Origin of the sequence: Mesorhizobium sp. M2E.F.Ca.ET.209.01.1.1 (assembly GCF_004010375.2) — a bacterium.
GTDB lineage: Bacteria > Pseudomonadota > Alphaproteobacteria > Rhizobiales > Rhizobiaceae > Mesorhizobium.
In genome coordinates this window covers 284,175-311,157 of record NZ_SADP02000001.1, presented here as the reverse complement: position 1 = coordinate 311,157, position 26,983 = coordinate 284,175, and the positions used below count along the sequence as shown (strand labels likewise).

Below are 26,983 nucleotides of genomic sequence, written 5' to 3'. Positions count from 1 at the left end.
TCCTAGATTATTGAAACGCCGAGATATGAGAGCTTCGCGCGAGGCTGCTTGACGAAAAGAAGCCACCGCACTCGTCACGTCGGGAGCATCGCGTACACTCGTCGACATACTCATTTTTCCAATCGCTGATCGACCGCTTTGCGTATCCGTGGAGGGACCTATCAAGAAGACAAAGCTGGTGATTGTAGACGGAGACGTTGATCCTTGCTGCAGCCAGATACTGCACGGCCGCCCGCAGTTCATTGCGATAGTCATACGGGTCCATCCAGAGCTTATCCATGTTTGCTCTGGTGAACCCGGTGATCTCAAGGCCCATAAACGTCACGTGATCGACAAAGGTCAGGTTTCTGAAAATGAAATCCGATAGATCGACGAGCCCTTCGTAGGTCTGCTTGTGAACCACAACCCGTATCTCGACTTCAGCTCCGACGGCCTTCAGGTTCATGATCCCGCGGATAGTCTCATCGAACGCGCCCTTGGATTGAACGACAAAGTCGTGGACCTCTGGGTCTGCGGAATAGATCGGTATGCCCACCGAGAGACGTGGGTGTCCAATCGCTCTATATCTCTGTGCGAAGGCCCTGTCCTTGAATGTCCGCCCATTTGAAAGAATGTGGATTGGTGTGGAGGGCAGGTGGTCGCGGGCACAGGACAAAATCTCGAAAAAGTCCTCGCCGACAAGCGTTGGCTCTCCGCCGGTGATGCCAAGAAACGGTGTAGTCGTAGGCAGCAGCGGCAGTACATCTACGATCTCTCGCGCCAGCCAGTGATCATCAACATCCTTTGGCGGCTGAGAGCACATCAAGCAGAGATGGTTGCACCGCTCGGTCACAAGGAAATAGTTCGCGTTGGCTTCCTTGCGAAAGAGGACGCGCACCGCCTTTCGATCCGGCCCAAAGCGGATAACGTCCCCGTCGCTAAGATAGGAAAAGTATTCAGGCAGAACAATCAGCTCTCGGTTTGGGAAGATCTCCTCAGCCTCGGCCTGATGCTCTTCAAAGGTCACGACCCATCGGCAGTCAGGAGCAGATTTGTCACCCCGGAAAAGATAGGCGTCATGGTCTGGATTCGGTGCCTGACCTGTTGGTGCAGTCACAAGCCGCAGTGCCGATCGAGGGGCGGACGGGTCGATGTTGGCTGACGAGGCAAATCCGCTCAAACGTAGCATCTTAGTTCGCCCAGCTCAGAAACAGCTCACGAATAGCAACGTCGCTTTCCATCAGCGCAATCAGTCTTTTGAAGATTGACATGTTACGGTTGCAGAAGCCGGAGCGGGTCTTGAGGCCAACGAAGTCGCCATGCGTTGCGGTGTGGAACACCGGGTCGGAACCACAAAACGGCTCGTAAGCGCACTCGGAACACATTGGGACTGAACCCGCGAAGGATAGCTCGATCGGGTCCAGTAGAGCATCGGCCCCAAAGATCTCCGAATAGGTGTTTTCGTGAACATTCCCGAGCAGGAACGTTTTGTCGCCCATTTCAGCCAGCATCCGAGCCTCGTCAGAGGCGTATACGCTGGCGTCGTAGTTGTAGACCACGGCTGAGATACCGATGCCAGCTGGGCTCATAAGGTCCACGTATCCGGGCTCGAACGGCGTCAGCATCTTCGTGAGGATTGTCGCCGCATAAAATTCCTTGAAAGGAATGCCATTCCGATTCAGTTCAAGGATGTAGTTCAGCCCTTCGAAATAGAAATCGAGCCAGCGGTCCACGTCGTAGGCGGCATAGAACTTCGTCTTGACGGCGAAACCGTATGGAGAAAGCGGTCGAAGGAAGATCCCGGGGAACTGCAAGCCAACATACTCGTCGATGATCGTGCGGACTTGCGAGAGGCTGGCCTTGGTAGTGGTCATCAACGCGCTGACGCGCTCATGGCCGAGGACGTCTCTAGCCTTGTGAATGCCTGCGACGGCCAACTCGTAGCTGTTTTTTCCGGGACGGGGGCGGTTGGCGTTGTGAAGGGCAGCGGGACCATCGAGCGATGTGGAGATCAGGATGCTGTGCTGGCGGCAAAACTCTAGGATTTCGTCCGTCACGACGGCGAGGTTTGTCGTGATAACGAACTGCAAGGATCGCCCGGCCATCTGATTGATCTCTTCAGCACGGCGCACCACATGCTGGATCAAAGGGAAGTTTAGGAGGGGTTCGCCGCCTTGGAATTCGATCTTGATCGCCGGACTGGGGGATTGAAAAATCAGGGCCAACGCCTTCTCGGCAGTCTCCTCCGACATGTCGAAGGCCGAGCGATCCTCGCTTTGACGAGAAACCTGACAGTACGGGCAGGAATGTTCGCACCGCAGGGATACGACCATGATGTGAAGCGACGTGAAGTTCTCAAGCCGCTTTGCCTTGGTGCGAACCTTCAGCGCTAATAGGTCTCGCCCCAAATTTGACGAGGCATCGAACAGAAATTGTCTGCTGCGAAGACGTGAGTACGCCGGGTGAGCGCTTGGCAGTTCGTGCTTGACAAAAGAAGCCAGCACGGCGCGCGGCAGCACCAGATATTCACCGGCTTGGTTAGTCAGGACATAACGTTCGTCATCCAGCGGCGAAAAACGGAAGTAAGCCAGCTGGTACGTGTCGTCCACTGGGCGGCGAAAGTCGCTCGCCGGAGCAAACCTAGTCATCCGCCTGTAGGCCCGATCTCGAGAAGGCCAATGCCAATATCGCGTTCCTAACTGAAGCTGTTTCGGCTGCGATCGTCCCTCGCAGGTCTTGGTCCAAGACTTCGAGCCGCAGCCTCTCTATCGCTTCGTCGGCCGAAGCTCGCCCGACCGCCTTGCTGAAGTTGATCGTGCAGACTGCGAAGCCTCCTTCGATAGCGATCTCGACGGCAGCGTTGCCGGTTACCCGGTAAGCTGCGCGCTTCACACAGTCGAGGCCGAAGACAGACAGATCAAACTTGGCTTGGGCAGTCCGGACGAGCTCGCTATCGCGAGGAGTGTCCGCCATCAGCAATAGCTGTAGCCAGAGCAGTGAGACCCGTGACTAGCATGGCTCGAATGGCTGGTATGGTACGCCATGATGACGTCAGTGCCATTTGAGCGGTCGAGCACTTCACCATAGCCGAGGTTCGCCGGAACAGTGCCAGCTTCTGCCAGCTTGGTCGAAGGCTGATTTGCCGATTCGACAAGCGGTGCGGCCTGCACTTGGCCGCCAAGAATCATCGTGGCCGACAAGGCCACTGGCGATAGAAAACTACGTTTTGACATTATCCAAACCCCCGTTTGCACGGATTCATTAGCAAGGCCGGTCAATCTGGGCAAGTACCAATTGCGCAGAAGTGCTTAAGCTTCCACTAATATGATTGTTCAATACTGTATTGTGTCCGTAGACGGCTCGGTCCCACAACTCCGCTCACCGTCGGCTACGTCCCGGAAGTTCACCTCCCACGACCCATGCAAGATAGGCGGCTGTACCGTGCCTCTTAATCAATTCAGCGTCGCAGCTATCGCAGCAGGCCGTCCGGCGCATCTTTGGTGCGCCTGTTCCAAAAACCCAATCAAGGATACGTTCGGAAAGGGTCAGTCTTCGCCGGATTACGCCGTCACCGAAATAGCCACTGACCGATTTCCGAAAACAGGAGGTCGAACGAAGCATGGCAGCCACTTGATCGATGTTTCGGTTCCGCTGGTTCAGCATGACCGCTCTTTGCTGGTCGTCTCCCGGTGCGTTCGAGACCGTCAACTCAGCCATGTATCTGAGCCGTCCCGTGTCACCCCGGCCCGGGCCATCGTGGAAAATGACCGACGCCGACGGCTTACGATCTCGTCCAGCGCGACCGAACTCTTGCAACAAGTCCTCAACGGAGGCTGATTGCTGCCAATGTATCACAAGCCGCACATTCGGGACGTCGAGACCCATGCCAAAGGCGTTGGTGCAAATAATTTGATCGGCTACTGGGCGGCTCTGCCCCAAAAACCGCTTCACGAGTTCCTGCCGTTCCCAAGCGTTGCCGAGCTTGGAATGATAAAATGGGACATCCAGCCCTAGAGCGGACAAGGCAGCCTTGACTTCATCGCCCACTTTGACCGTAGGGACAAAGACCATCGCCTTCTGCCCTTTCAACTGAGGCAGCGAGAGCATGGAAGCTATTTCCAGCGCTCGCTGATCAGCCCGACACTGCCGCCGCAGCAGCGCGATGTTTGGCCTGTCCACGTCGCGAACGAATACCTTTGCGTCGGGGATGCCGAGGGATGCAAGGATCCGATCCTGCATTTCCTTTCCCGCGGTGGCTGTGAACGCCAGGACAGGTGGGGCACCGAGCTTTTCCCTGACCTCGCGCAACCGTCCGTACTCAGGACGAAAATCTTCACCCCAGCGGTCAACACAATGGGCTTCGTCAATGACCAGAAAGGACGGCTCGCTGCGCTTGATCTGGCTGCGCTCGGCGTCGCTACGAACGAAAAAGCGCTCCGGCGCGACATAGAGCAGCTTTATGGCCTTCTGGCTAAGCAGCGAGAATCGGATCGCCTTCTCCTCGCGGCTAAGATCACTGTTGATGAATGTAGCCGGTATCTTCTTCGCCAGAAGGTCGGAGACCTGCTCCGCCATCAGTGCCTTCAACGGAGATACAACTAGGGCGACCCCACGTCTCAGGACCGCAGGAAGCTGAAAACACAGGGTCTTTCCGGAGCCCGTAGGGCTGACAACCAATATGGATTTTCCGGAGAGAGCCGCCAGAACGATTGGGAGCTGCCCGTGACGAAATCGTTCAAGGCCAAACAGCCTGAGAGCAGGTCCGAAGTTGCCCGCCGCTTCGGTCACGACTCCTTCGCGGTCCAGCCATTTGGCGAGGCGCACTGCCCATCTTTCAATCGCCCGTCTTGCGAGGCCACCGGCCAAGTTGGGGTGGTGGCGCGCGTGGCAGCCGTCGCAGAGCGAGACCAAATTCGATAATTCGTCGGTCCCGCCCATTGAGCGGGGCAGCAAGTGGTGAACGTCCGCGTCTGCTGATTTGAGTTGGACGCCACAAGAGACGCACCGATAGCCGTCCCGTTGCAAAACCTGCTGCCGAATCATGGGCCAGCTGGTTGGCACGTTCACATCAAGCCTTTCCATGTAACCCGCAGCTGCGGGGCGTTCCTCGAAGCATTCAAGGCCGGAGAGAATATGAGAAACCTACGTTAAGACCGAGTGTAGGGCCGTTGACACCCTCGGCGGCCGCAGGCATCTCCTTGTCGATAAGGAATTGGACAGTCCGATGAAACTAACTTTCGCGCTATTAGCTGCCATTCTGCTCGGTATCTCACCGGCTGCGGCAGATCCAAAATTCAGCGACTATCCAACCAAAATGTACCTCAAGGGGAAGCCAGTCCTGCCAAAGTTTGCGGGCTCCGCTGCCCAATTCAAGACGAGGATTCGGAACGGAATGAAGTCCGGCCCGAACTACGGCGGCCATTTCTCCGTGATCGAAATTGGCTGTGGCACGTCTTGCATCTTCGCGTTTCTGATTGACGGCCGCGATGGCAGGTTGGTCGATTTCCCCCTCGGCGGCGAGGACAACTACCAGCTTCAACTCCACTATGGCATCGACAGCACTCTCCTGCAGGCTGACTGGATGGACACGAGCAACGGCAAATATGACACGTGCGTCCGGCGCTTCTACGATGTCGGATCGGGGAATCTGACGAAGATTTCAGAGGCCACGTATACGATCGAACCATCCTCGTTTTGCAGCCAGTGAGCGCGGCGGGCGGGTGGTGGGCACTTCGCCAATCTTTCTCGGGTTCAACAGGTCTCAGGGCGGGCTGCCGTCGGTCTCTGGTTTAACAGCATCCTGAGTTGCGTAACCGATAGCCAAGGTTTGCGACGGTGGATCATCCGATGGCAGTTTGCGCAGACCAACGCTAGGTCGCTCACAGCCGTCTTGTCGCCCTCACGCAGCGTGTGGAGAGGACGAAGGTGATGCACCTCGATGAAGCCGTCGCCATGCGGGCCATACCGGTCCGCGAAGGACAGGTCGCAAGCTTCGCAACGAAGCTCGCGCGTCTCGTCCAGCGCCTTCTGCTTGCGAGCTTCTACCAGCTTTCTGTTACGTTCTCTTCGTTGGTGCAGGACCGTGAGAAGGCGGCCTTCTTCCGCTTCTTCTATGTAGTCGAAATCAGGCGGGGACGTGTGTAGCGTTTCCCCGTTGATGGCGGCTCGGATTGCGGTCGCGACGGAGCGCAACAGGTCAGGAGTTTGGGAGAATTCCCTCCAGACGAGCTCTTCCTCGCGTCCACCATGGCTCAAGCCAGATTTGCCTGCGGTCGCGAACGTAGGATCAAAACGCCGAAAGTTCATTACCTTCATGTAGACGCCGTTTGGGTTGCGGAATTGCCCATCACCCGAAACACCAAGGATCACGGCCAACTTGTTCAGGTCTTCCGAGAGCTTAGCGATCTTGCTGCTGGTCTTGCCCGGTGGAGAGGCTGGGTTCTCCATATAGAAATCGAGAGCGAGGATCAGCTCATCACGGGTCCAAGTCGGATTGCGTGGCTTCGGTTCTGTGGAGCGCACGGCAAAGCCGAGATTGCCCAGCACGTGCGCAACTGTGTTCTCCCCGCCTGAGAAATCGATCGAGCGCAGCGGCAAATGCCGCCCGGGAAGATAACCATGGGCTGCCCCGGCAATGGCTTTTGAGTGATATTCGCGATTCCCAATGACCAGAAAATACTTTCGGGCTTTGGCGAAGCCATATTTTTCCAGAAAGCGCTCGGGACCGATTTCGTCGTACTCGGCTATGGCCAGTTCGACGGCGGACCGCGTGAGATCAGATAGGCTCATGTGTACCCCCAAAAAAAGACGCCGCCCAGCGTCCCAGATTTGATGGCAGCGTCCTGCGGCTTCGGTATTGACAGTTATATCAACTAATATTTGCAAAATGGGACCGGCAGGCTGTTACGAATATTTTCTATAGTGACACCCAGACCAGCTCTCACAGCGTGATGCAATAGACCCGCTGGCCGCCCACCGGCACGAAAGTTGGGGCTTTGATTGAGAGCTTCGGCTTGTTGCCCCCTTCGGACTTGAGCTTGCCATCCGCTCTGAGTCGCTGAAGAACCCGCTGGCAGTCCGAACCCAATGCCTGCTGAAGGTTCTCGGTGGGGACATAGTAGGTCACCACCTTATGGACACTTTTGCGATAAGCAAACGGCGGCTCCCAGAAGATGTGAGCAGCCTTTCCTTCGTTCAAATCCCTTGTGCGGGTGGCATACTTCTGAAGCACTGATTGTGTGCGCTCCAAAGCCCACTCGATGTCCTTCGATTCGGATGCCGTGGCTGGGCTGGCCAGATCAAAAATGGTTCGAACGGCCTTGGCAATGGTCTGTTCAAAAGCGGGAAGCACTCCCCATGCGCGGGCGAGCCGACCTGCGGCGTACGTGAGCGCGAAGGCATTGACGACACGGGCGGGTGCCTCTTTGGACGAAACCTGAGACCGGAAATCGCTCATCAAAAGCTCAATTCTGTCACCAAGAGCTTTCGCTCCACTCTCCTTGACTTGCTTGGCCACCGCTTGGACGAACTTGCGACCCGCAGTGCCGTACTGCACATCACAAAACTTTCTCAGGCCATACATGGCCTTCTCCGGATTAGAGAATCCTTCGGGGCATACCGTCATTATCGGTCCTTTAAACGCGATCGTGCAGGTTCGACTTCCGGCGGCGGCAACAACGTCCGCTTTGCCTTGCATCGCGTCCTTCGAGGCCTCGTTCGCTGTTGATAGTAGAGCTACCTTGATGCCCTGTTCCGGCGGCTGTCCTAGCCTGCGTCGGCCTGAAGAGGATGATTGTTTAAAGGCCATTTTGCCTGACGTTCTTAACGCCAGATCCATCTCGTTCTGTTCGTCAACAAAGAGCATTGAGTCCTGAAAATGCTTCCGGACGTCATCGAATGCTTGTTCGGTCATGTTCCATGTCTCACCACCCCCTACATTGCTATTGGGGTTTCCGGCGTAGGCACCTGCCGCCATGATCGCGAATGTGGTTTTGCCACATTCCGGCGGCCCCACAAGCTCAACGAACGGGTTGGTCAAATAGGATGGGGCAAAGCGTAGCAGCGGACCGACGAAGGCGTAGGACAACAAGAAGGCGGCCAGCGCCTCGCCCCCAACGATCCGGCTAATACCGGCCTTCCATGCTTTGATTTCCCCTACCGGCGTAAACCGAGCGTCATGCTTAAAGGCAATTAGAATCTCGCTGTCGAGGCCGTCCTCTCGGACCACCGCGCCGTCACCGAACACGTAGATATCGTCGCTCAGCCACCCCGGTCTGATGGCTACGAGCGCATCGCGGACGCTCGAATGTTGATCCAGCGCGGTCAAAAGGGCCGTTCGTGGCTTTGAGGAAAGGAAGGCGAAACCGGCGTCCACCAGATCGGCGAAAACGGCCTTGTCATCCCTGACGAGATCGGCGGCGGAAAACCAGATCGCAGCCTTGTCGGTCCCGTATTTGAAGTGGATGCGACCTTCTTGGTCCCGCACCTTATCGAGAACGCACGGACCGTTTGCCAATTGTTCAGATCCGGGCATTTCCCGACCCGACGACATCTCTTTTCCCACCTTCCCCACCTTTCCCACCTAGTTACGCACAGCGCCAAAAAATTGGCGTTCGCCATCATCGGCCACCGGTTGCAGTTATTCAGGTCTCACCTTCAACATGCCCCTTGAAGGCCTCAACCACGCCCCCGACGCCGTATTCCGAGGAATTTGCGAACTAACTCGCGCAAATCGGCAGCCATGAACTGCTTCATCAAACCCGGCTGGAAGCCCCTGAGAATCATGAGTTCGGCCATGCCGTGGCGCGCGTACCACTCAAGCCACTCAGCGCGCTCGGATGCTTGCATCCTATTGCGCTGCCGACCTTGGTTGCCGCGGCTATCCTCGTAGCCGGACCGTTCTTCAGGTTCGAACTTGGTGAAGTACAAGCCGGAGCCCCCGCTATGGTAGACCGACTCCATTTTAGAGTTGTGGCGAGGGCGACGGGGGACCACCGCCGATAGCTCCTCGTAGGTCGGACCCCTGATGATCATGTGGACATGCGGCTCGTAGAGCAGCCGACCGTCCACATCGATCAGCGACACCTCCACGATGCCGAAGACCTTGGAGGAGACCCCGGCGTTGCGCAGCTTTCCATGGATCGTTTTGACCATCCCCAAGGCGGCCGTAGGCCGAAACTGGTCAAGTGATCCCACCGGCTGCCGGTGGCCGATCTTGGCCAGCGCGACCGTATGCACATTCTCGCCGTCGGCGAACAACGGTGCGATTTTCGTCAAGACCGTCAGCCGAGCGCGGAAGCGCTCATAGACGCAGGCGGCGCTTTTCGCAGGACCCCGGTGGAGACTGTCGAAACCCTTGTGTATGGCATCCTTGTAAGCCCGAACGTCGAGACCAGCGGCCCTGACGTCATGGACGGCGTTGGCCTGCCTTCTCGCCAGCCCATCAACGGAAAACCTGACAGAGGATACGTTGCCCTTATGGCGACGCCCGGCCGCTTCCGCCGCAGCCGCAGCTTCAGGCACGATGCCCTTCAGGCGATCGCGAACATCCGATTCATGGTCGTAGATGAACTTGGAAATCGTCACGCAACGAAGCTCCCGCGATCGGACGTGCTTGTGCGCAGCCCCGCATCGACAAAAGCGCGAAGGTCTCCGACCATATACGATACCGTGCCCCCGATACGGGCATAGCGAGGGCCGTTGCGGGAAGTGCGCCAGTTCTGCAGTGTCTTCGGTTTGACTCGCAAGAAATCGGCAGCGGCGCGGGTGTTGAGGAAGTCGCTGTCTCGGTAGGCAGATCGGTCCAGTTGCTTGCCGGGTGAGAGGGCAGACAACACATCAAAGCCCGGCGAGAAAAAATTCGGCGTAGCCTGCAACGCTTCATAAATGTTGACGAAGATTTCATCACCGTAGCTGCTCATCGGATCCATCCTTCAGGAAGGGATGGACAGCTCGCTGAATGCGGACTCGCTGACCATCCCCAGTGTTGAGTTGGGGTTGTTCAGGCGGACCCGCTTGGACGGTGGGGGCAGCTCCCTCTGGATCCTCGGCATGTTAGCCGAGACTCGTGCCTTCAGTGGCGGTATTCCCGCTTCTTCTTCTTACGCTGCGGACAATTACATATGACTGATCGTTTCGGGTTGCAACAGAGCCGCAAAAAAATCCCCGAAGTACCCGGATTTGCCTGCCAGGATGATTGCTGTGCGATTGCTGGCTCGAATGCCTTTACCAACCGCTTAACGGTCAATCGGGTAAAAATCGCTACTTTTCAAAGGGTTCGGATGGTGGGCGTGACAAGGATTGAACTTGTGACCCCTGCAATGTCAATGCAGTGCTCTCCCGCTGAGCTACACGCCCATCCGACGCCGCGCATACACCACTTTTGATCCGGCGCGTCAATAGCAGGAATGTGGAAAGACGGCTTCCGTTTGTCGCATCGGCGAAGCGCCTGCCGATGCAAGGCCCGATATGGGCCGGAGGCGGCTAAAGCGCGTCGCGATCTTTCAGATTCGCTCCATGCGCTTTAGCTTTTTTGATTTTGCGCATGTCTTCGTCCCGAAACCGGTTACCACTTTCGGGAGACATGCTTTAGGCCGCCTGCAGCATCTTCTCGACCTCGTTGACGAGATCGCGCAGGTGGAAGGGCTTCGACAGCACCTTGGCGTCCTTGGGCGCCTTGGAATCGGGATTGAGCGCGACGGCGGCGAAGCCGGTGATGAACATCACCTTGAGGTCGGGATCGATCTCGGTGGCGCGGCGGGCGAGCTCGATGCCGTCCATTTCCGGCATGACGATATCGGTCAAAAGCAGCGAGAAGGGTTCTTCGCGCAACCGCTCATAGGCGCTGGCGCCATTGTCGAAATCGCTTACCTGGTAGCCGGCGCGTTCCAGCGCCTTGACGAGGAAGCGGCGCATATCGTCATCGTCTTCCGCCAGCAGAATGCGTGCCATCATATCCCGTCCGAATCACCCGCCCCAAGCCTGCCGCCGGGCAAGACCGTTAACCATCCCGTATATGAGATGGAGCCGGTAAACATCAAGTGAATGAAGGGCATGCCAGATGCGGTTCGAGGCGCGGTTTTGCCGCCTGAAACGCTGGACATGCCGCACGCAAGGTGGCAAGTTTTGCGTCATGATGCAGTGCTTCATCCTGGTTCGCACAAATTGAAGACGGCAGCCGAGGATTTTTCGGTCGTTCCACCCTTCGAAATCCGATCGGGCGCCGAGCAGCGCGTCCCCTTCCTGTTCAACTCGCCGCATAGCGGCCGCCATTATCCGGAGCGGTTCCTGGCCATGGCGCGGCTCGACCGCAACGCCATCCGCCGGTCGGAGGACTGCTATGTCGAGGAACTCTTCGGCGGCGCCGTGCCGCTCGGCGCGCCGCTGCTGGCAGCGAACTTTCCGCGCGCTTATCTCGACGTCAACCGCGAGCCCTGGGAGCTCGATCCACGCATGTTCGCGGAGCCGGTGCCGTCCTTCTGCAACATCCGCTCGGCGCGCGTTGCCGGCGGGTTGGGCACGGTGCCCAAGCTGGTCGGCGAAGGGCTGGATATCTATCCCGGCCGGCTGCCTTTGGCCGAGGCAGTGGGACGCATCGAGGCGGTATACAAACCTTATCACGAGACGCTGAAGCGGCTCCTGACCAGGACGCATGCCAGGTTCGGCTACGCCGTGCTGATCGACTGCCACTCGATGCCGGCCTCGATCCGCGTCGGCGACAATGGCGCGCGGCCCGACTTCATCATCGGCGACCGGTTCGGCATCTCGGCCTCGCCGGCGCTCACCGAGATGGCGATCAGCCTGCTTGTCGGCATGGGGTATACGGTCGCGCACAACAAGCCCTATGCCGGCGGGTTCATCACCGAGCATTACGGCCGACCGGCGCGGCATCTGCATGCGCTGCAGATCGAGGTCAATCGCGGGCTTTACATGGATGAGCGGACATTCCAGAAATCGGCCGGTTTCGACGCCCTGGCCTGCGACCTGACCCGCTTCTCGGCCGACCTGATGTCGATGCCCGACTATCATTTCGTCGATTTGCCGCTCGCGGCGGAATGACGGCGCGGTCGGCGCGCTCGAGTTCTTTTTAAACGCAATTCCAGACGGAAAACGCTTCACGCTTTTTCGGGAATTGCCCGAAAAAAAGACCGCATCGTTTTCACGACACGGTCGAAGTCTAGGGAGGAAACGCCCAAGGAGGGCATGGACAGGAAAACCTGTCCGATGACAAAATTATTGTGCGGCGCACAAATGTCAATCGACAGCAGGGTTTTTTAATTCAATATGATGTGGAAATTCCGCTTCGACGGTTCAGATGTGACATTAGGGCAACAGAAAACGGGCGCCTGACCATCGTCAGCGCGCCTGTTCTACCGAGAAAGAGCGGCTGGCAAAGGCCGCGACGGGGAGAGTGAATTGGATATCAGCACCGATTTCATGCGGCGCATAGCGCATGCCGCCGCCGCGGAAACCTTGCCGCGCTTCCGCAGCCAGGGGGCGGTCGCCAACAAGGAGGCGGGAAGCTTCGACCCGGTCACGGAGGCCGATCGCGAAGCCGAGCGCGCGATCCGGGCGCTGATCTCCGCCGAATATCCCGAGCACGGCATCCTCGGCGAAGAGCATGGCAGCCAGAACATCACCAACCGGCATGTCTGGGTGATCGACCCGATCGACGGCACCCGCGCCTTCATTTCCGGCCTTCCGGTCTGGGGAACGCTGGTCGGGTTGACCGCCGACGGCGACGCGGTTGCCGGCATGATGTCGCAACCCTTCACCGGCGAGCTGTTCTATGCCAACGCCTTCGGCTCGCACTATGAAGGACCGGGCGGCCCGCGCAGGCTCTCGACCCGCAAGACGACCGAGCTCTCGCAAGCGACACTGTTCACTACCACGCCCGCCCTGTTCAAAGGCGAAGCGCGCAAGCGCTACGACCAGTTCGAGGCGAAGGTCCAGCTCGCCCGCTACGGAACCGACTGCTACGCCTTCGCCATGGTGGCCGCGGGCTGTGTCGACATCGTCGCCGATCCGGGCTTGAAGCCCTACGACATCGTCGCGCTGATCCCGATCATCGAGAAGGCCGGCGGTGTCGTCACCACTTTCGAAGGAGGCCCGGCGGAGAAGGGCGGCGATATATTGGCCGCGGCGACACCGGAGCTGCACGCCGCGGCAATGGCGGCGCTGCGCGGTTGATCCGCCGCGGCCTGGTTGCGACCGCGATCAGGGGGCGTCGCCGGTGCCCGGAATGAAGGCATCGAAGGCGGCGAGCAGCTGCTCGCGGTAGATATCCTTCTCCTGCAGGAGTTCGTGCTCGGCGCCGTCGATCATCAACAGCGAGCCGACGCGCAGTTTCCTGGCATAGGCTTCCACCGCCTTGGTCGAGACCACCCGGTCGGCGCCGGCGGCCACGATCAGCATCGGCACCCGGACCCTTGCCATGAAATCCGGATCGCTGACGGCTTGCGCGGCGGCGGCCGCGGCCTTCAGCCAGCGGATGGTCGGACCGCCGAGCGCGAGCTGCGGCCAGGCTTCATAGATTCCGACATTGCGGCGGTAACGCGCCGGGTCCGAGGTCACCTTGTTCACCTCGAAAGGCGGCGGCACTTTCGGTCGCGGACCGATCGCCGCGTAGAGCCAGCCGAGGCCAAGCGCGCAGAAGATCGCGCAGACGCGCCGCACCGTGGCTATCGAGACCGGCATGTCCGGCACCTCCAGAAAAGGCGCCAGCAGCACCATGCGCCGCACCCGATTGACCATGGACGGCGAGGCAAGCAGCGCAATCACCGCCCCGGTCGAGTGGGCGAGGATGTAATAGGGGCCGCGGCAGTCGGGCAGCACGATCTCTTCGAAAAATTGCTCCAAGTCGCGCGTATAGTCGCGGAAGCTGCGGACATGGCCGCGCTGACGGTCGCGCAGCAGACGGCTGGAATCGCCCTGGCCCCGCCAGTCGAGGATCGCGACGCCGAAGCCGCGATCGGCGAGGTCGCGGATGGTCTCGAAATATTTCTCGATGCACTCGTTGCGTCCGGTCAGCAGAACCACCGTGCCCAGCAGCGGGCGGGCGACCGCTGCGAAGACGCCGTAGCGGATCTTCTTGCCGTCACGCGTGGTGAAGAAGCCGCCCGCCGCGTTCTGCGGCGCGAGATTGTCCTCGGTCAGATGGAAAAGATCCGTCATTCGGCGCGTCGTTGCCTGTTCTTTGCCCGGACGGGCGAGGCGTTGGCATGGTGATAGACGGCCGGGCGGCAAAAGCAAAGGCGTCGCGAGGCGTTACGCGGCAACTCGCAAAGGGAAGGCCGGAAGTGCCTGCGGCGCACTTCCGGCCTCTGTCGATCCGGGAGGAAGGGACGTTGCACCCGGTTCGGCCTCGTCGCGGTGCCGGGATCAAGGCGCCGCTTGTCTCTTTGTCTTGACGCAATTCTGCGGAAAGCGCCTCGCGCTTTTCCCGAATTGCCTGACTTGACCGAAACCTAACAAAGCCCGGGTGAACGGATGCCGAAGCCTGAGTTCATCCGCCGTTCATCAACATGGCGGTTTTGCGTCGATCAAAAAGCCTTGAAATGGCTTTCTCCGCTTCCCAAATGAAGTTTGCGGCCGCCGATGTCGGGGCCGCTGGCCTATCCGGAACGCCTTTCGAGGGTTTCGCACCAGGTCATACGCAAACCATGTTGCTCAACAGGAGAACACCTCATGCGTCACGTTGATTTTTCCCCGCTTTATCGTTCGACCGTCGGCTTCGACCGGCTGTTCACCATGCTCGATTCGCTCGGCCAGCCCGAGACCGCGCAGACCTACCCGCCCTATAACATCGAGCGCACCGGCGAGAACGCCTATCGCATCTCGATGGCCGTTGCCGGCTTCTCGGAAGACGAGATCTCGATCGAAGCTCACCGCAACGTGCTGACCGTCAAGGGCGAGCGCAAGGAAGAGGGCAATGGCGAGGGTTCCGAGCTGCTCTATCGCGGCATTGCCTCGCGCGCCTTCGAGCGCCGCTTCCAGCTCGCCGACCACGTCGAAGTGGAAGGCGCCACGCTGAAGAACGGCCTGCTCTTCGTCGACCTCAAGCGCAACATTCCCGAGGAGCTGAAGCCGCGCAAGATCGCGATCACCTCGTCCTCGGACAAGGCCAAGCAGATCGAAGCCAAGGCCGCCGCGTAATCCGCGGGCTCCATCACAGACAACGTCTCCCCCCGAGACGGAAGCGGCGCCGAGAGGCGCCGCTTTTCGTTGTGCCAACCGGCAACGGACCGTTCTGGCACATTACCGGCGCTTTGCCGCGACAACGGCCTCCACGTTCTGTCGGTGCACGGGTTCATAAGGCGCAAAATATTCAACCGCCGTCGTTGAAAACATGTCGGCGCCGAAGGTCTTCAGATCCTGTTTCGCCAAATCGGGGTCTTGCCGGCAGGCAAGCAGCTTTCGCACATAGGCTTCCGTCGCCGTGATGAAGCTTCTGTCATAGCCACCGGCCTTGATTGTCTCGAAGGAACCATGATTGGGCAGGATCCGATCGAATCCCCAACCGGACATGCGCTCGAGGTCGATCAAGTGCTCCTCCAGACGCTCTGGCTCAGAGACATAGGTGATGGAATCCTCCAGCGTGTCGCCGGCCAGCAGCAAGCCGGCATCGGGCATCAGCAGCACCGTGCCGTCATGGCTGTGGATTTCCACCTGGCGCAGTTCGATCGCGATCGCTCCGACCCGCAGGCTCAGGCTGTTGTCGAATATCCTGTTGGGCAGCACGAGCGGCTTGATCGGCGGATTGCCGCCCTCGATCTCGGCGCGGCCGCGTTCAAGCGCCGATGCGGTGAGGCTATTGGCGATGATCTCGCAGTCCTGGAACACTTCGTTGCCGGCGATATGGTCGTCATGCCAGTGGCTGAGCACGACGCGTATCGACGTCACACCCATCTCTCCAAGCGTGCGCCGGATGAAGCGGGCATGGGCGAGCGAGATATGCGTGTCATAGACGAGCGCCTGCGATCCGTCGACGATCGCATAGGTGCAGATGCCGAGCGTGTAGGCGCCGTCGTCGAGCCAATTCGGCTCGTCCGACCAGATACGAACCCGATCGACGCGGCCGTCGTAGAAGCCCAGCACATTCGGCGCCGGACGAACCAGCCGCATTGTCGAGCCGAGAGGCGGCTTGGTCATCCGAAAGCCCTCGACCTTCGATCAGCCAAGCAACTCGCCGAGACGGTCGATCTCTTCCGTCGTGGTCGCGAAGCTGGCGACGAAGCGGTAGATCGCTTCATTGTCGCCTAGGTGCCCGTCGAACCCCGAAGGCACGCCCCATTCGTAGAATTTGGCGCCTGCCGTCCGCAGCTTCTCGGCTGTCTCGCGGTTGAGGATCGCGAACACCTCATTGGCCTGCGGCAGCCAGGCGAGCCTCCCTGCCGGCGCATCCTCGACGGTCTCGGCCAGGTGGGCGGCCATCTGATTGGCGTGGCCTGCCATACGCAGCCACAGATCGTCGTTGAAATAGGCTTCGAACTGGGCCGAGATGAAGCGCGCCTTGGAAAAAGTCTGCCCGGCGCGCTGGCGCAACAGGCGCAATTCCTTGCCGACATCCGGATTGAGGATCACCACCGCGTCGGCCATCCAGCAGCCGTTCTTGGTGGCGCCGAAGGAGATGAGGTCGACGCCGCTCTTCCAGGTCATCTCGGCCGGGCTGACACCGGTCGCCGCGATCGCATTGGCGAAGCGCGCGCCGTCCATGTGGAGCGGCAGCTTGTGGCGGCGGCTGACCTCAGCGATCGCCTTGACGTCGTCGACGCTGTAGACCGTGCCGACCTCGGTCGCCTGGGTGAGGGTGACCGCCATCGGCTGGCCGGCGGGAGCAAGGTCCTGCGAATAGCGCCTGATGGCGCGGTCGAGCGCCTCCGGGTTCATGCGCCCCAGCGGTCCGGACACCGGCGCCGTGCGCGCGCCGCCGGTGTAGGAACCCATCGCGCCGAACTCGTCGACATTCATATGCGCTTCGGAGTGGCAAAGCGCGATGCCGCCGATGCGGTTCAGCCCGGCCATCGAAAGCGCATTGGCCGCGGTGCCGGTCGCGACGAAGAAGACCTGAACCTCGCGCTCGAAGATCTCGTTGAAGCGGCGATAGACGGCGCGGTCCAGGTCGCCGTCGCCATAGGCGGTGGCCGTGCCGGCGGCGTGGCGGGAGAGATTGGCCGAAATGTCGGGATGCACGCCCGCCCAGTTGTCGGATGCAAAGAACATCGAGAGGTCCGTATTGTGGTTGCCAAAAGCGGCGGGACTTGACCGCTTCGGCGGAAGAAGCGCAAGGGCCAATCGCCGGCAAAGCGGTGAAGCCAGCGCATCACCTCGAAAGGCCCGGACCAAAGCTTGCGTTTGCCGCACTCGTCACGAAATTTTGTGTCGCGGCACGCCCAAGTTTTTTGTGAATCGGTCTTGTATAGGTCCCTGATTTCTGCCATAAAAATTTAGGACAGTAGTGCTGTCTTATTTTGTCGCACAAAACAGGCTGGACTGGCGTATCATTGCTGCCATTCCGGCCATTGTCGCGAGCGGCGGGTAGACGGCCCGGCTCTAGCCTGTACGATACCGGATGCGAACCGGGCGTATAGCCGTATGGTTCGGTAGATTTCGCGAGACGTGCAGCAGGATGAAGGGGAAGCCTTGTGCTTCCCAAGGCAAACCAGCGCCCTCAGACAGTCAGGGCCAAGGTGGAGAACGGAGGATAGGACGATGACGGAACTGACGCCATCTGCGATCTACGGCCAGGCCGCGCAGACGAAAGCGGCAGCCGTTAAAAATACCGTCCTGACCAAAGCCGGCCGAACCACCAACGGCCCTGCCGCCCAGGGCCTCTATGATCCGCGCAACGAGCATGACGCCTGCGGCGTCGGCTTCATCGCCAACATGAAGGGCGTGAAGTCGCACCGGATCGTCGAGGACGGTCTGGCGATGCTGGAAAACCTCACCCATCGCGGCGCCGTCGGCGCCGACCCGCTGGTCGGCGACGGCGCAGGCGTGCTGGTGCAGATCCCGGACGCCTTCTTCCGCGAGGAAATGGCCGCCAAGGGCGTCGAGCTGCCGCCGGCCGGCCAGTACGGCGTCGGCCACTGGTTCATGCCGCAGGACGCGGCGCTTCGCGCGCATATCGAAGAAATCATCGCCGAATCGGCGCAGTCGGAAGGGCTGCCGCTCATCGGCTTCCGCGACGTGCCGGTCGACAATTCGTCGCTGTCCAAGGCGCCCGATATCGTGGCTTCCGAGCCTTTCCACCGGCAGGTGTTCATCGGCCGCACGGCCGACATTCCGGATGACGAGGAATATGAGGCGCGGCTTTATCTGCTGCGCAAGGTGATCTCTGGCCGCATCTACGCCGAGAACGACAACAAGGACATCGGCGCCTATTGCGTGTCGCTGTCGGCGCGCACCCTTGTCTACAAGGGCATGTTCCTCGCCTACCAGGTCGGCGCCTACTACAAGGACCTCAAGGATCCGCGCTTCGAAACGGCGCTGATCCTCGTTCACCAGCGCTTCTCGACCAACACTTTCCCGTCGTGGAAGCTGGCGCATCCCTACCGCATGGTCGCGCACAACGGCGAGATCAACACCGTGCGCGGCAACAACAACTGGATGGCGGCACGCCAGGCCTCGGTCGATTCCGAGCTGTTCGGCAACAACATCTCGAAGCTGTGGCCCATCTCCTATGAGGGCCAGTCGGACACGGCGTGCTTCGACAACGCGCTCGAGTTCCTGTTCCAGGGCGGCTATTCGCTCACCCACGCCATGATGATGCTGATCCCGGAAGCCTGGGCCGGCAACAAGCTCATGGACGCCGACCGCAAGGCTTTCTACGAGTACCATGCGGCGCTGATGGAGCCGTGGGACGGACCGGCGGCGGTGGTGTTCACCGACGGCCGCCAGATCGGCGCCACGCTCGACCGCAACGGCCTGCGCCCGGCGCGCTATATCGTCACCGACGACGACCGCGTGATCATGGCGTCGGAAGCCGGCGCGCTGCCGGTGCCGGAGGAGAAGATCGTGCAGAAGTGGCGGCTGCAGCCCGGCCGCATGCTTTTGATCGACCTCGCCAAGGGCCGCATTGTCTCCGACGAGGAGATCAAGTCGGAGATCGCGACCAGGCATCCCTACAAGACCTGGCTCGCCAACACGCAGCTGATCCTGGAGGACCTGAAGCCGGTCGAGCCGCGCGCGCTGCGCAAGGATGTCAGCCTGCTCGATCGCCAGCAGTCCTTCGGCTACACGCAGGAGGACACCAAGCTTCTGATGGCGCCGATGGCGACCACGGGCCAGGAAGCCGTTGGCTCGATGGGCACCGACACGCCGATCTCGGCGATGTCGGACAAGTCGAAGCTGCTCTATACCTATTTCAAGCAGAACTTCGCCCAGGTCACCAATCCGCCGATCGACCCGATCCGCGAGGAGCTGGTGATGAGCCTGGTGTCCTTCATCGGGCCGCGGCCGAACATCTTCGACCTGGTCGGCACGTCGCGGCGCAAGCGGCTCGAAGTCCGCCAGCCGATCCTGACCAATGGCGATCTGGAAAAGATCCGCTCCATCGGCCACACCGAGGACCGTTTCGACACCAAGACGATCGACATCACCTACGGCTCGAACGAGGGCGCTGCCGGCATGCAGGGCGCCATCGACCGGCTCTGCGAGCGGGCCGAGGCGGCGGTCGCCGGCGGCTACAACATCATCATCCTGTCGGACCGTCAGGTCGGGCCTGACCGCATCGCCATTCCAGCCCTTCTGGCCACGGCGGCGGTGCACCACCACCTGATCCGCAAGGGGTTGCGCACGTCGGTCGGCCTCGTCGTCGAATCCGGCGAGCCCCGCGAAGTGCATCATTTCTGCTGCCTCGCTGGCTATGGCGCCGAGGCGATCAATCCTTATCTTGCCTTCGACACGCTGCTCGACATGCACAAGCGCGGCGAGCTGCCGGCCGAGGTCGACGAATACGAGGTGGTCTCGCGCTATATCAAGTCGATCGGCAAGGGCATCCTCAAGGTGATGTCCAAGATGGGCATCTCGACCTACCAGTCCTATTGCGGCGCGCAGATCTTTGACGCCATCGGGCTGAAGTCCGATTTCGTCGAGAAGTATTTCACCGGCACCGCGACGCTGATCGAAGGCGTCGGCCTGGACGAGATCGCCACCGAGACGCTCAGCCGCCACTCGGACGCCTTCGGCAGCGATCCGGTGCTGCGCAACAGCCTGGAGGTCGGCGGCGAATACATGTTCCGCATGCGCGGCGAGGCGCATATGTGGTCGCCGGATGCGGTCGCTACCTTGCAGCATGCCGTGCGGCAGGGCTCCTGGGACACGTTCAAGGAGTATTCGGCGCAGATCGACAGCGCGACCGCGCGGGCACAAACCATCCGCGGCCTGTTCAAGATCAAGCTGGCCGAAGAAACCGGCCGCAAGAAGGTCGCGCTCGAGGACGTCATGCCGGCGGCCGAGATCGTCAAGCGCTTCTCGACCGGGGCGATGTCGTTCGGCTCGATCTCCAGGGAAGCGCACACCACGCTGGCGCGCGCCATGAACCAGATCGGCGGCAAGTCGAACACCGGCGAGGGTGGCGAAGAGGCCGACCGTTATCTGCCGCTGCCTGGCGGCGGCAAGAATCCGGAGCGTTCGGCGATCAAGCAGGTCGCTTCGGGGCGCTTCGGCGTCACGGCGGAATATCTGGTCAATTCCGACGTCATGCAGATCAAGGTGGCGCAAGGCGCCAAGCCCGGCGAGGGCGGCCAGCTGCCCGGCCACAAGGTCGACGCCACCATCGCCAAGGTCAGGCACTCGACGCCCGGCGTCGGCCTGATCTCGCCGCCGCCGCATCACGACATCTATTCGATCGAGGATCTGGCGCAGCTGATCTACGATCTGAAGAACGTCAACCCGGCGGCCGACGTCTCGGTCAAGCTGGTGTCGGAAGTCGGCGTCGGCACGGTCGCGGCGGGCGTCGCCAAGGCGCGCGCCGACCACATCACCATCTCCGGCTATGACGGCGGCACAGGCGCTTCGCCGCTGACCTCGCTCAAGCATGCCGGCAGCCCATGGGAAATGGGCCTTGCCGAGACGCACCAGACGCTGGTGCTCAACGGCTTGCGCAGCAGAGTCGCGCTGCAGGTCGATGGCGGCTTGCGCACCGGCCGCGACGTCATCATCGGCGCGCTGCTCGGCGCCGACGAGTTCGGCTTCTCGACCGCGCCGCTGATCGCGGCCGGCTGCATCATGATGCGCAAGTGCCACCTGAACACCTGTCCGGTGGGCGTGGCGACGCAGGACCCGGTGCTGCGCAAGCGCTTCAAGGGCACGCCGGAGCACGTCATCAACTTCTTCTTCTATGTGGCGGAAGAGGTGCGGGCGTTGCTTGCCGAAATGGGCTTCACCCATCTCGACCAGATCATCGGCGACAGCGACCTCCTGGAAAAGCGCGACGTGATCCAGCACTGGAAGGCGCGCGGGCTCGACTTCTCGAAGATGTTCTTCAAGCCCGATGCGCCGCATGAGGCGCTGCACTGGACCGAACGGCAGAAGCATCCGATCGACGACGTGCTCGACCGCAAGCTGATCGAATTGGCCAAGCCGGCGCTGGACGCCAAGCAGGCCGTCACTATCGAGCTGCCGATCCGCAACGTCGACCGCTCGGCGGGCGCGATGCTGTCGGGCGAGGTCGCCAAGCGCTTCAAGCACAAGGGCCTGCGCGAGGACACGATCCAGGTGAAGCTCACCGGCACGGCCGGCCAGTCCTTCGGCGCGTTTCTCGCGCGGGGCGTTTCGTTCGAGCTGGTCGGCGCCGGCAACGACTATGTCGGCAAGGGCCTGTCGGGCGGCCGCATCGTCATCCGCCCGCCGGAAGAAGCCAAGATCGTGGCTGCCGACTCGATCATCGTCGGCAACACGGTGCTTTACGGCGCCACCGAGGGCGAGGCTTATTTCGCCGGTGTCGCCGGCGAGCGTTTCGCCGTGCGCAATTCCGGCGTGGCGGCTGTCGTCGAGGGTGTCGGCGACCATGGCTGCGAATACATGACCGGCGGCATCGTGGTCGTGCTCGGCAAGACGGGACGCAATTTCGCGGCCGGCATGTCGGGCGGCGTCGCCTATGTGCTGGACGAGAAGGGCGATTTCGCCGAGCGCTGCAACATGGCGATGGTCGAGCTCGAGCCGGTTCCGGAAGAGGACGATTTGATGGAGAAGCTGCTCCATCACGGCGGTGACCTCGACCATAAGGGCCGCGTCGACGTGTCGGGCGACATGACCAGCCATGACGAGGAACGGCTCTACCAGCTGATCTCGAACCACGTGCATTACACCGGCTCGGTGCGCGGCCGCGAGATCCTGGACGACTGGCAGAACTTCCGGCCGAAATTCCGCAAGATCATGCCGGTGGAGTATCGCCGCGCCTTGATCGAGATGGAACGCATGCGCATGAGCGTGGCGGCGGAATAAGCATCGGGCATGGCCGGAAAGACGTCTTTCCGGCCGGCATCCTCACCAACAATCCTGACCCCGAGAGCATGACCCCGAAAAGTGGGAACTCGGCGAAGGTCATGCTCCAACAAGGTGCGGTTGCCATGGCGGCCTTATGGGGTTAACGGGTGCGCGACAAAAGCGTGCCTTCGGACAGCAGGGACTGGACTATGGGCAAGGTAACAGGCTTTCTCGAGATCGACCGGCAGGTGCACAAGTACCAGCCTGCCTCGGACCGCATCCGGCATTTCCGCGAATTCACGCTGCCGATGTCGGACAGGGAGGTCGAGAAACAGGCCGCGCGCTGCATGGACTGCGGCATTCCGTTCTGCCATGGGCCGACCGGCTGCCCGATCCACAACCAGATCCCGGACTGGAACGACCTCGTCTACAATGGCGACTGGGACAGCGCGATCCGCAACCTGCATTCGACCAACAATTTCCCGGAATTCACCGGTCGCATCTGCCCGGCGCCCTGCGAGGAAGCCTGCACGCTGAACCTCGAGGACATTCCGGTCGCCATCAAGACGGTCGAGCAGGCGATCGCCGACAAGGCCTATGAAACCGGCCATATCCGGCCCTATCCGCCGGAGAAGAAGACCGGCAAGCGGGTTGCCGTCATCGGCTCCGGACCGTCGGGCATGGCGGCGGCGCAACAGCTCGGCCGCGCCGGGCACGACGTGCATGTCTATGAGCGCGAAAGCCGCCCCGGCGGGCTGATGCGCTACGGCATCCCCGACTTCAAGATCGAGAAGCACTATATCGACCGGCGCATCGAGCAGATGCAGGGTGAGGGCGTGACCTTCCATTGCGGCGTCAATGTCGGCGTCGACATGAAAGTGACCGACCTCGTCGAGGAATTCGACGCCGTGCTCTATTGCGGCGGCTCGGAAACGCCGCGTCCGGCCGGCATTCCGGGGGCCGATCTCAGCGGCGTCTACGACGCGATGCCTTATCTGGTGCAGCAGAACCGCCGTGTCGGCGGCGAGCCGATCCAGTCGGTGGCATGGCCCTCGCATCCGATCATCGCCGGCGGCCAGCATGTCGTGGTGGTCGGCGGCGGCGACACCGCGTCCGACTGCATCGGCACCGCCTTCCGCCAGGGCGCGGTGCGCGTCACTCAGCTCGACATCCGTCCGCAGCCGCCCGAGAAGGAAGACAAGCTCTCCGTATGGCCCTATTGGGCGACCAAGATGCGCACGTCCTCCTCGCAGGCCGAGGGCGCCGAGCGCGAATTCCAGGTTGCGACGCTCGAGTTCATCGGCGAGGACGGCCAATTGACCGGCGTGCGCTGCTGCGAGGTGGACGAGAAGCGCAAGCCGATCGCCGGCAGCGAATTCGTCATCCGCGCCGACCTCGCCTTCATCGCCATCGGCTTTGCCGGCCCGGCGGGCGACAGCCTGATGAAGGAGCTGGACGGCAAGATCAAGGTCGTCACCGACAGCCGCCGCTCGCGGAATGTCGAGGCCAACGATCGCGACTACAGGACCAGCGTCGACAAGCTCTATGCCGCGGGCGACGTGCGCCGCGGCCAGTCGCTGGTGGTCTGGGCGATCCGCGAAGGCCGCCAGGCGGCGCGCTCGATCGATGAGGCATTGATGGGGTCGACGGTACTGCCGCGCTGAGACCGTTTCAGAAATTCTACTCCTGCGGCCAGCTGATGGCGTTTTCTGCGCTTCCGGTGCTCACGTACGACAACGTACGCTCCGCTCCGGTTCTCGAAAACACCACCATCTGACTCACAGGAGCGAATTTCTGAAACGGTCTCCGAGCCGATGAGCTACTGATTGATGCCCGTCGTCGTATCGGGCTGAGCGGCGGCGGTCGGCTTCGGCGGCCAGGAAAAATCGTCGGCGCGGCCGGGCGAGGCCGTGGGAGCCTCGCCTTCCAGTATCAGCTTTTCGCCGGGCAGATTCGGATCGGCCCTGGCAGGCTGCGCGGCACCCAGCAGTTCGGTGCCGCCGTCGAGCGCCGGGTCACCGAGCAGCATCGGCGCGGTGCGGTCGACGATGACGGGCGCGGCGGCGGGCTTCGGCGCCTCGACCGGAGCGCCGGCCGGCGCCGACACGGTGGTGATGCTTCCCGGCGCCGCCAGTCCGAGAATCTTGGCCAACGGCTTTTCCGTGTAGAAGGCCAGCTTGCGCTTGCCGGCCTTGGTGACGTTGATGCCGTCGTCGGAACGCAGGCGCACCGGCTGGCCGTTGATGTCCGGGCCTGAGGTGACGAACGCGCCATTCTCGTCGACGAAGCCGTCCCAGACATCGACGAACTCGCCGCCGTGGCTTTGCGCGGCCGAGTGATAGATGTCGTTGAAGGCGAGCATGTCGGAGTTCATTTTGGACACACCGAAAGCCGGCATGCCGACCCACAGGAACGGCACCTTGGTCTCCTGAAGGGCCTTGCCCAGCGCATCGGTGCGGCGCTCATATTCCTTGGTCCAGTTCTCCGAGCGCGGCTGCTCGCGCACGTCGCCGACCTTCATCTGCTGGCGGTCGTTGGAACCGAGCATGATGATCACAGCCGCCGGTTTCTCGGTTTCGATCAGCGCTTTTATCTGGGCTGGCCAATTGTAGACATCGTCACGAACGAATCCGGACGAACCGTTGGAGCGGGCCACGATCCTGACGGCGGGATTGTCGGCAAAGGCCGTGTCCAAGCCCTCCGCCAGCCCGCCCGCCAGAAAATCGCCGACCACCAGCACGACGCGGGCGTCGTTCGTCTTCTCGACGATCGGCGTCTCGGGCTCCGCCGGCGGGCGCGGCTTGGGCTTCTTCTTGGGTTTCGACCTTGGCTGGACTTCGATGGGCGGTTCGATGCGTTCGCTGCGCCGCGGAAACAGAAGGTCGCGCAGCGACCAGCCACGGCTTTCCTCCTGCGCGAACGCAGGGGCGTGGAAAGCGCCGGCGGCGGTGACGACAAGCACGGCAAGGGCAAGAATCAGGACGGGCGCCCGGCGAATGCTCTGCCTGATACGCGCAACCGACACCAAACAACTCTCCATCCCTTGGCGCATGACCAGGCAGACGCGGGAAAGTCATGCGCAAGCCGAAGCGCTACAGCATCCTTGCCGTCTTTGAAAGGATGCCTGGCGATTCCGCGGGTTCTACTGCTTGCGGAGCCATTTGAGCACTTCAAGGCTCGGATAGCCATCCTGCGTCAAGCCAACCTTGGCCTGATAGGCCATGATGGCGGCCTTCGAGCTATCACCGATCTTGCCGTCGAACTTGCCCTCATAATAGCCGTGCTCGTAAAGCCGCTTCTGCAGCTCCTGCCGCTCCTCGAAGCTGAGCTTGGTGAAGGGGCGTTGCCAGTCCTGCACCAGGCCGGTGCCGCCGGCGATCTCGTCGGCGAGCAGGCCGACGGCCAAGGCGTATTTGTCGGCATTGTTGTAGGCCTTGATGACCGAGAAATTCCGGATCATCAGGAAGGCGGGGCCGCCCCGGCCGTCCGGCACTTTCAGTGTCGCCTTGTCGGTCAGGTTCTTGAACGGCTTGCCGCTGGCCCGGACGACGCCGAGCGCCTGCCACTGGGCAATTGTCTTTGCGCCGCCGGGCAGCTTGCCGTCCGGAATGGTGACCTCGTAGCCCCAGGTCTTGCCTGCCTGCCAGCCATTCTTCATGAGCAGATTGGCGGAGGTCGCCAGCGCATCGGGGATCGAGTTCCAGATATCGCGCCTGCCGTTGCCGTCCATGTCGACGGCATAGCGCTGATAGCTGGTCGGGATGAACTGGGTCTGGCCCATCGCGCCGGCCCAGGAGCCCATCAGATGGCTCTCGTCGATGTCGCCGGTCTGCAGGATCTTCAGCGCCGCGATCAGCTGCGTGCGGGCATATTTCGAGCGCTTCGCGTCGCCATAGGCGAGGGTGGAAAGCGAACGGATGACATTGCGCATGATGTCGTCGCGCTTGAGGATCTCGCCATAGTTCGATTCCATCGACCAGATGGCCAAAAGGATGTTGCGGTCGACACCGAACCGCGCCTCGATGCGATCGAGCCAAGGCTTCCATTTCTTCGCCATCGTGCGACCATTGGCCACCGACTGGTCATGCACGCGATTGTCGAAATAATCCCAGGCGGGGGCGGTGAATTCCGGCTGGGTGCGGGCCTTTTCCAGCACGACCGGATCAGGCTCGATACCTCTCATGGCCTGATCGTAGACGGCGCCCGAAACGCCGCCTGCCACCGCGGTGGCGCGGAAGCCGGCAACCCACTGGCGGAATCCGGCATCGGCGAAAGCGGGTCCGGCAGGCATCAGCAGGGCCAATGTCAGGCCGGCTGCGGTCGCCAGTGCCGTCAGGCGCCTCGCGGTGTTGCGAACGGACATCATTTCCTCCTTCGTCAAATCAGGAAGGATCATTCAACGCCGAACCGGGTTAGTATTTAGTTTACCATAGGTGCCGCCGGGAACGAAAAGAGGTGTCGCGGCTTTTAGCTCTCACATTCAACCTGGCCGTTCGGTAGCCCAACATTCCGGCGTGAAAATGATTCCGGCGTGGAAATGTTTGGGGGGATTGCGGAGCGTGCCGCCGAGCGGATA

At 61.2% G+C, this 26,983-nt stretch carries 20 protein-coding genes and 1 tRNA gene; 6 read left to right on the top strand and 15 right to left on the bottom strand.

From position 1 onward, the window contains the following. Positions 1–7 precede the first annotated feature (7 nt). From hxsC to EN852_RS01535, 4 genes are all read right to left on the bottom strand, one after another. The gene (gene hxsC / locus EN852_RS01550; RefSeq protein WP_127874640.1) at positions 8–1,168 is read right to left on the bottom strand and encodes a His-Xaa-Ser system radical SAM maturase HxsC; all 1,161 of its coding nucleotides are present in this window, start codon (positions 1,166–1,168) and stop codon (positions 8–10) included. Position 1,169: 1 nt separating this feature from the next. Beyond that, positions 1,170–2,588: a His-Xaa-Ser system radical SAM maturase HxsB gene (gene hxsB, locus EN852_RS01545; RefSeq protein ID WP_210238214.1), complete on the bottom strand. Its 1,419-nt coding sequence runs from the start codon at positions 2,586–2,588 to the stop codon at positions 1,170–1,172. Between the two features lie 363 nt (positions 2,589–2,951). Further along, complete coding sequence (locus tag EN852_RS01540) at positions 2,952–3,212, bottom strand: hypothetical protein (RefSeq protein ID WP_127874638.1); 261 nt, start codon at positions 3,210–3,212, stop codon at positions 2,952–2,954. Positions 3,213–3,357: 145 nt separating this feature from the next. Then, positions 3,358–5,061, bottom strand: a complete 1,704-nt coding sequence (locus tag EN852_RS01535; RefSeq protein ID WP_246694139.1) for a RecQ family ATP-dependent DNA helicase — start codon at positions 5,059–5,061, stop codon at positions 3,358–3,360. Positions 5,062–5,203: 142 nt separating this feature from the next. On the opposite strand from EN852_RS01535, the gene EN852_RS01530 reads away from it, so the two are divergent. Continuing rightward, a complete protein-coding gene (locus EN852_RS01530; RefSeq protein WP_127874637.1) occupies positions 5,204–5,686 on the top strand; it encodes a hypothetical protein in 483 nt (160 codons plus the stop codon). 44 nt (positions 5,687–5,730) lie between these two features. Here EN852_RS01530 and EN852_RS01525 read toward each other — a convergent pair whose 3' ends face one another. The 6 genes from EN852_RS01525 to EN852_RS01500 all read right to left on the bottom strand — a co-directional run bounded on the left by EN852_RS01525 (position 5,731) and on the right by EN852_RS01500 (position 10,929). Further along, entirely contained in the window at positions 5,731–6,768 is a 1,038-nt protein-coding gene (locus EN852_RS01525; protein WP_210238213.1) for an HNH endonuclease, read from the bottom strand. Between the two features lie 151 nt (positions 6,769–6,919). Next, on the bottom strand, positions 6,920–8,542 hold the full coding sequence (locus tag EN852_RS01520; protein ID WP_127874636.1) for a DUF927 domain-containing protein: 1,623 nt from the start codon (positions 8,540–8,542) through the stop codon (positions 6,920–6,922). Positions 8,543–8,655: 113 nt separating this feature from the next. Next, on the bottom strand, positions 8,656–9,564 hold the full coding sequence (locus EN852_RS01515) for a hypothetical protein (RefSeq protein ID WP_127874635.1): 909 nt from the start codon (positions 9,562–9,564) through the stop codon (positions 8,656–8,658). Further along, on the bottom strand, positions 9,561–9,899 hold the full coding sequence (locus tag EN852_RS01510; protein ID WP_246694138.1) for a helix-turn-helix domain-containing protein: 339 nt from the start codon (positions 9,897–9,899) through the stop codon (positions 9,561–9,563). Before EN852_RS01510 ends, EN852_RS01515 begins: the two co-directional genes overlap by 4 nt. Before the next feature lie 361 nt (positions 9,900–10,260). Next, a tRNA-Val gene (locus EN852_RS01505) sits at positions 10,261–10,335 on the bottom strand. 231 nt (positions 10,336–10,566) lie between these two features. Next, positions 10,567–10,929 (bottom strand): response regulator, encoded by a 363-nt coding sequence (locus tag EN852_RS01500; protein WP_006199474.1) that lies wholly within the window; start codon positions 10,927–10,929, stop codon positions 10,567–10,569. A gap of 150 nt (positions 10,930–11,079) precedes the next feature. On the opposite strand from EN852_RS01500, the gene EN852_RS01495 reads away from it, so the two are divergent. Beyond that, complete coding sequence (locus EN852_RS01495) at positions 11,080–12,036, top strand: N-formylglutamate amidohydrolase (protein WP_127874634.1); 957 nt, start codon at positions 11,080–11,082, stop codon at positions 12,034–12,036. Between the two features lie 357 nt (positions 12,037–12,393). Beyond that, a complete protein-coding gene (gene hisN, locus EN852_RS01490) occupies positions 12,394–13,167 on the top strand; it encodes a histidinol-phosphatase (RefSeq protein ID WP_127874633.1) in 774 nt (257 codons plus the stop codon). A 27-nt stretch (positions 13,168–13,194) separates the two neighbouring features. Here hisN and EN852_RS01485 read toward each other — a convergent pair whose 3' ends face one another. Next, positions 13,195–14,151, bottom strand: coding sequence for an alpha/beta hydrolase (locus EN852_RS01485; RefSeq protein ID WP_127874632.1), 957 nt, complete (start codon positions 14,149–14,151; stop codon positions 13,195–13,197). 513 nt (positions 14,152–14,664) lie between these two features. Here EN852_RS01485 and EN852_RS01480 point away from each other — a divergent pair. Next, positions 14,665–15,132 (top strand): Hsp20 family protein, encoded by a 468-nt coding sequence (locus EN852_RS01480; RefSeq protein WP_095806478.1) that lies wholly within the window; start codon positions 14,665–14,667, stop codon positions 15,130–15,132. A gap of 102 nt (positions 15,133–15,234) precedes the next feature. Here EN852_RS01480 and EN852_RS01475 read toward each other — a convergent pair whose 3' ends face one another. Together EN852_RS01475 and EN852_RS01470 are read right to left on the bottom strand one after the other, a co-directional pair. Further along, on the bottom strand, positions 15,235–16,128 hold the full coding sequence (locus tag EN852_RS01475) for an MBL fold metallo-hydrolase (RefSeq protein WP_127874631.1): 894 nt from the start codon (positions 16,126–16,128) through the stop codon (positions 15,235–15,237). A 21-nt stretch (positions 16,129–16,149) separates the two neighbouring features. Continuing rightward, on the bottom strand, positions 16,150–17,199 hold the full coding sequence (locus EN852_RS01470; protein WP_127874630.1) for a low specificity L-threonine aldolase: 1,050 nt from the start codon (positions 17,197–17,199) through the stop codon (positions 16,150–16,152). 489 nt (positions 17,200–17,688) lie between these two features. Here EN852_RS01470 and gltB point away from each other — a divergent pair, with 489 nt between their 5' ends. Both gltB and EN852_RS01460 read left to right on the top strand, forming a co-directional pair. Further along, positions 17,689–22,425: a glutamate synthase large subunit gene (gene gltB / locus EN852_RS01465; protein ID WP_127874629.1), complete on the top strand. Its 4,737-nt coding sequence runs from the start codon at positions 17,689–17,691 to the stop codon at positions 22,423–22,425. Positions 22,426–22,616: 191 nt separating this feature from the next. Next, positions 22,617–24,071 (top strand): glutamate synthase subunit beta, encoded by a 1,455-nt coding sequence (locus EN852_RS01460; protein WP_127874628.1) that lies wholly within the window; start codon positions 22,617–22,619, stop codon positions 24,069–24,071. Between the two features lie 155 nt (positions 24,072–24,226). Here the strand turns inward: EN852_RS01460 and EN852_RS01455 are convergent, their stop codons facing one another. After that, complete coding sequence (locus EN852_RS01455) at positions 24,227–25,435, bottom strand: DUF459 domain-containing protein (RefSeq protein WP_127874627.1); 1,209 nt, start codon at positions 25,433–25,435, stop codon at positions 24,227–24,229. Between the two features lie 114 nt (positions 25,436–25,549). After that, positions 25,550–26,770 carry a lytic murein transglycosylase gene (locus tag EN852_RS01450; protein WP_127874626.1) on the bottom strand — a complete coding sequence of 407 codons (1,221 nt, stop codon included), beginning with the start codon at positions 26,768–26,770 and terminating at the stop codon, positions 25,550–25,552. Between the last annotated feature and the right edge of the window lie 213 nt (positions 26,771–26,983).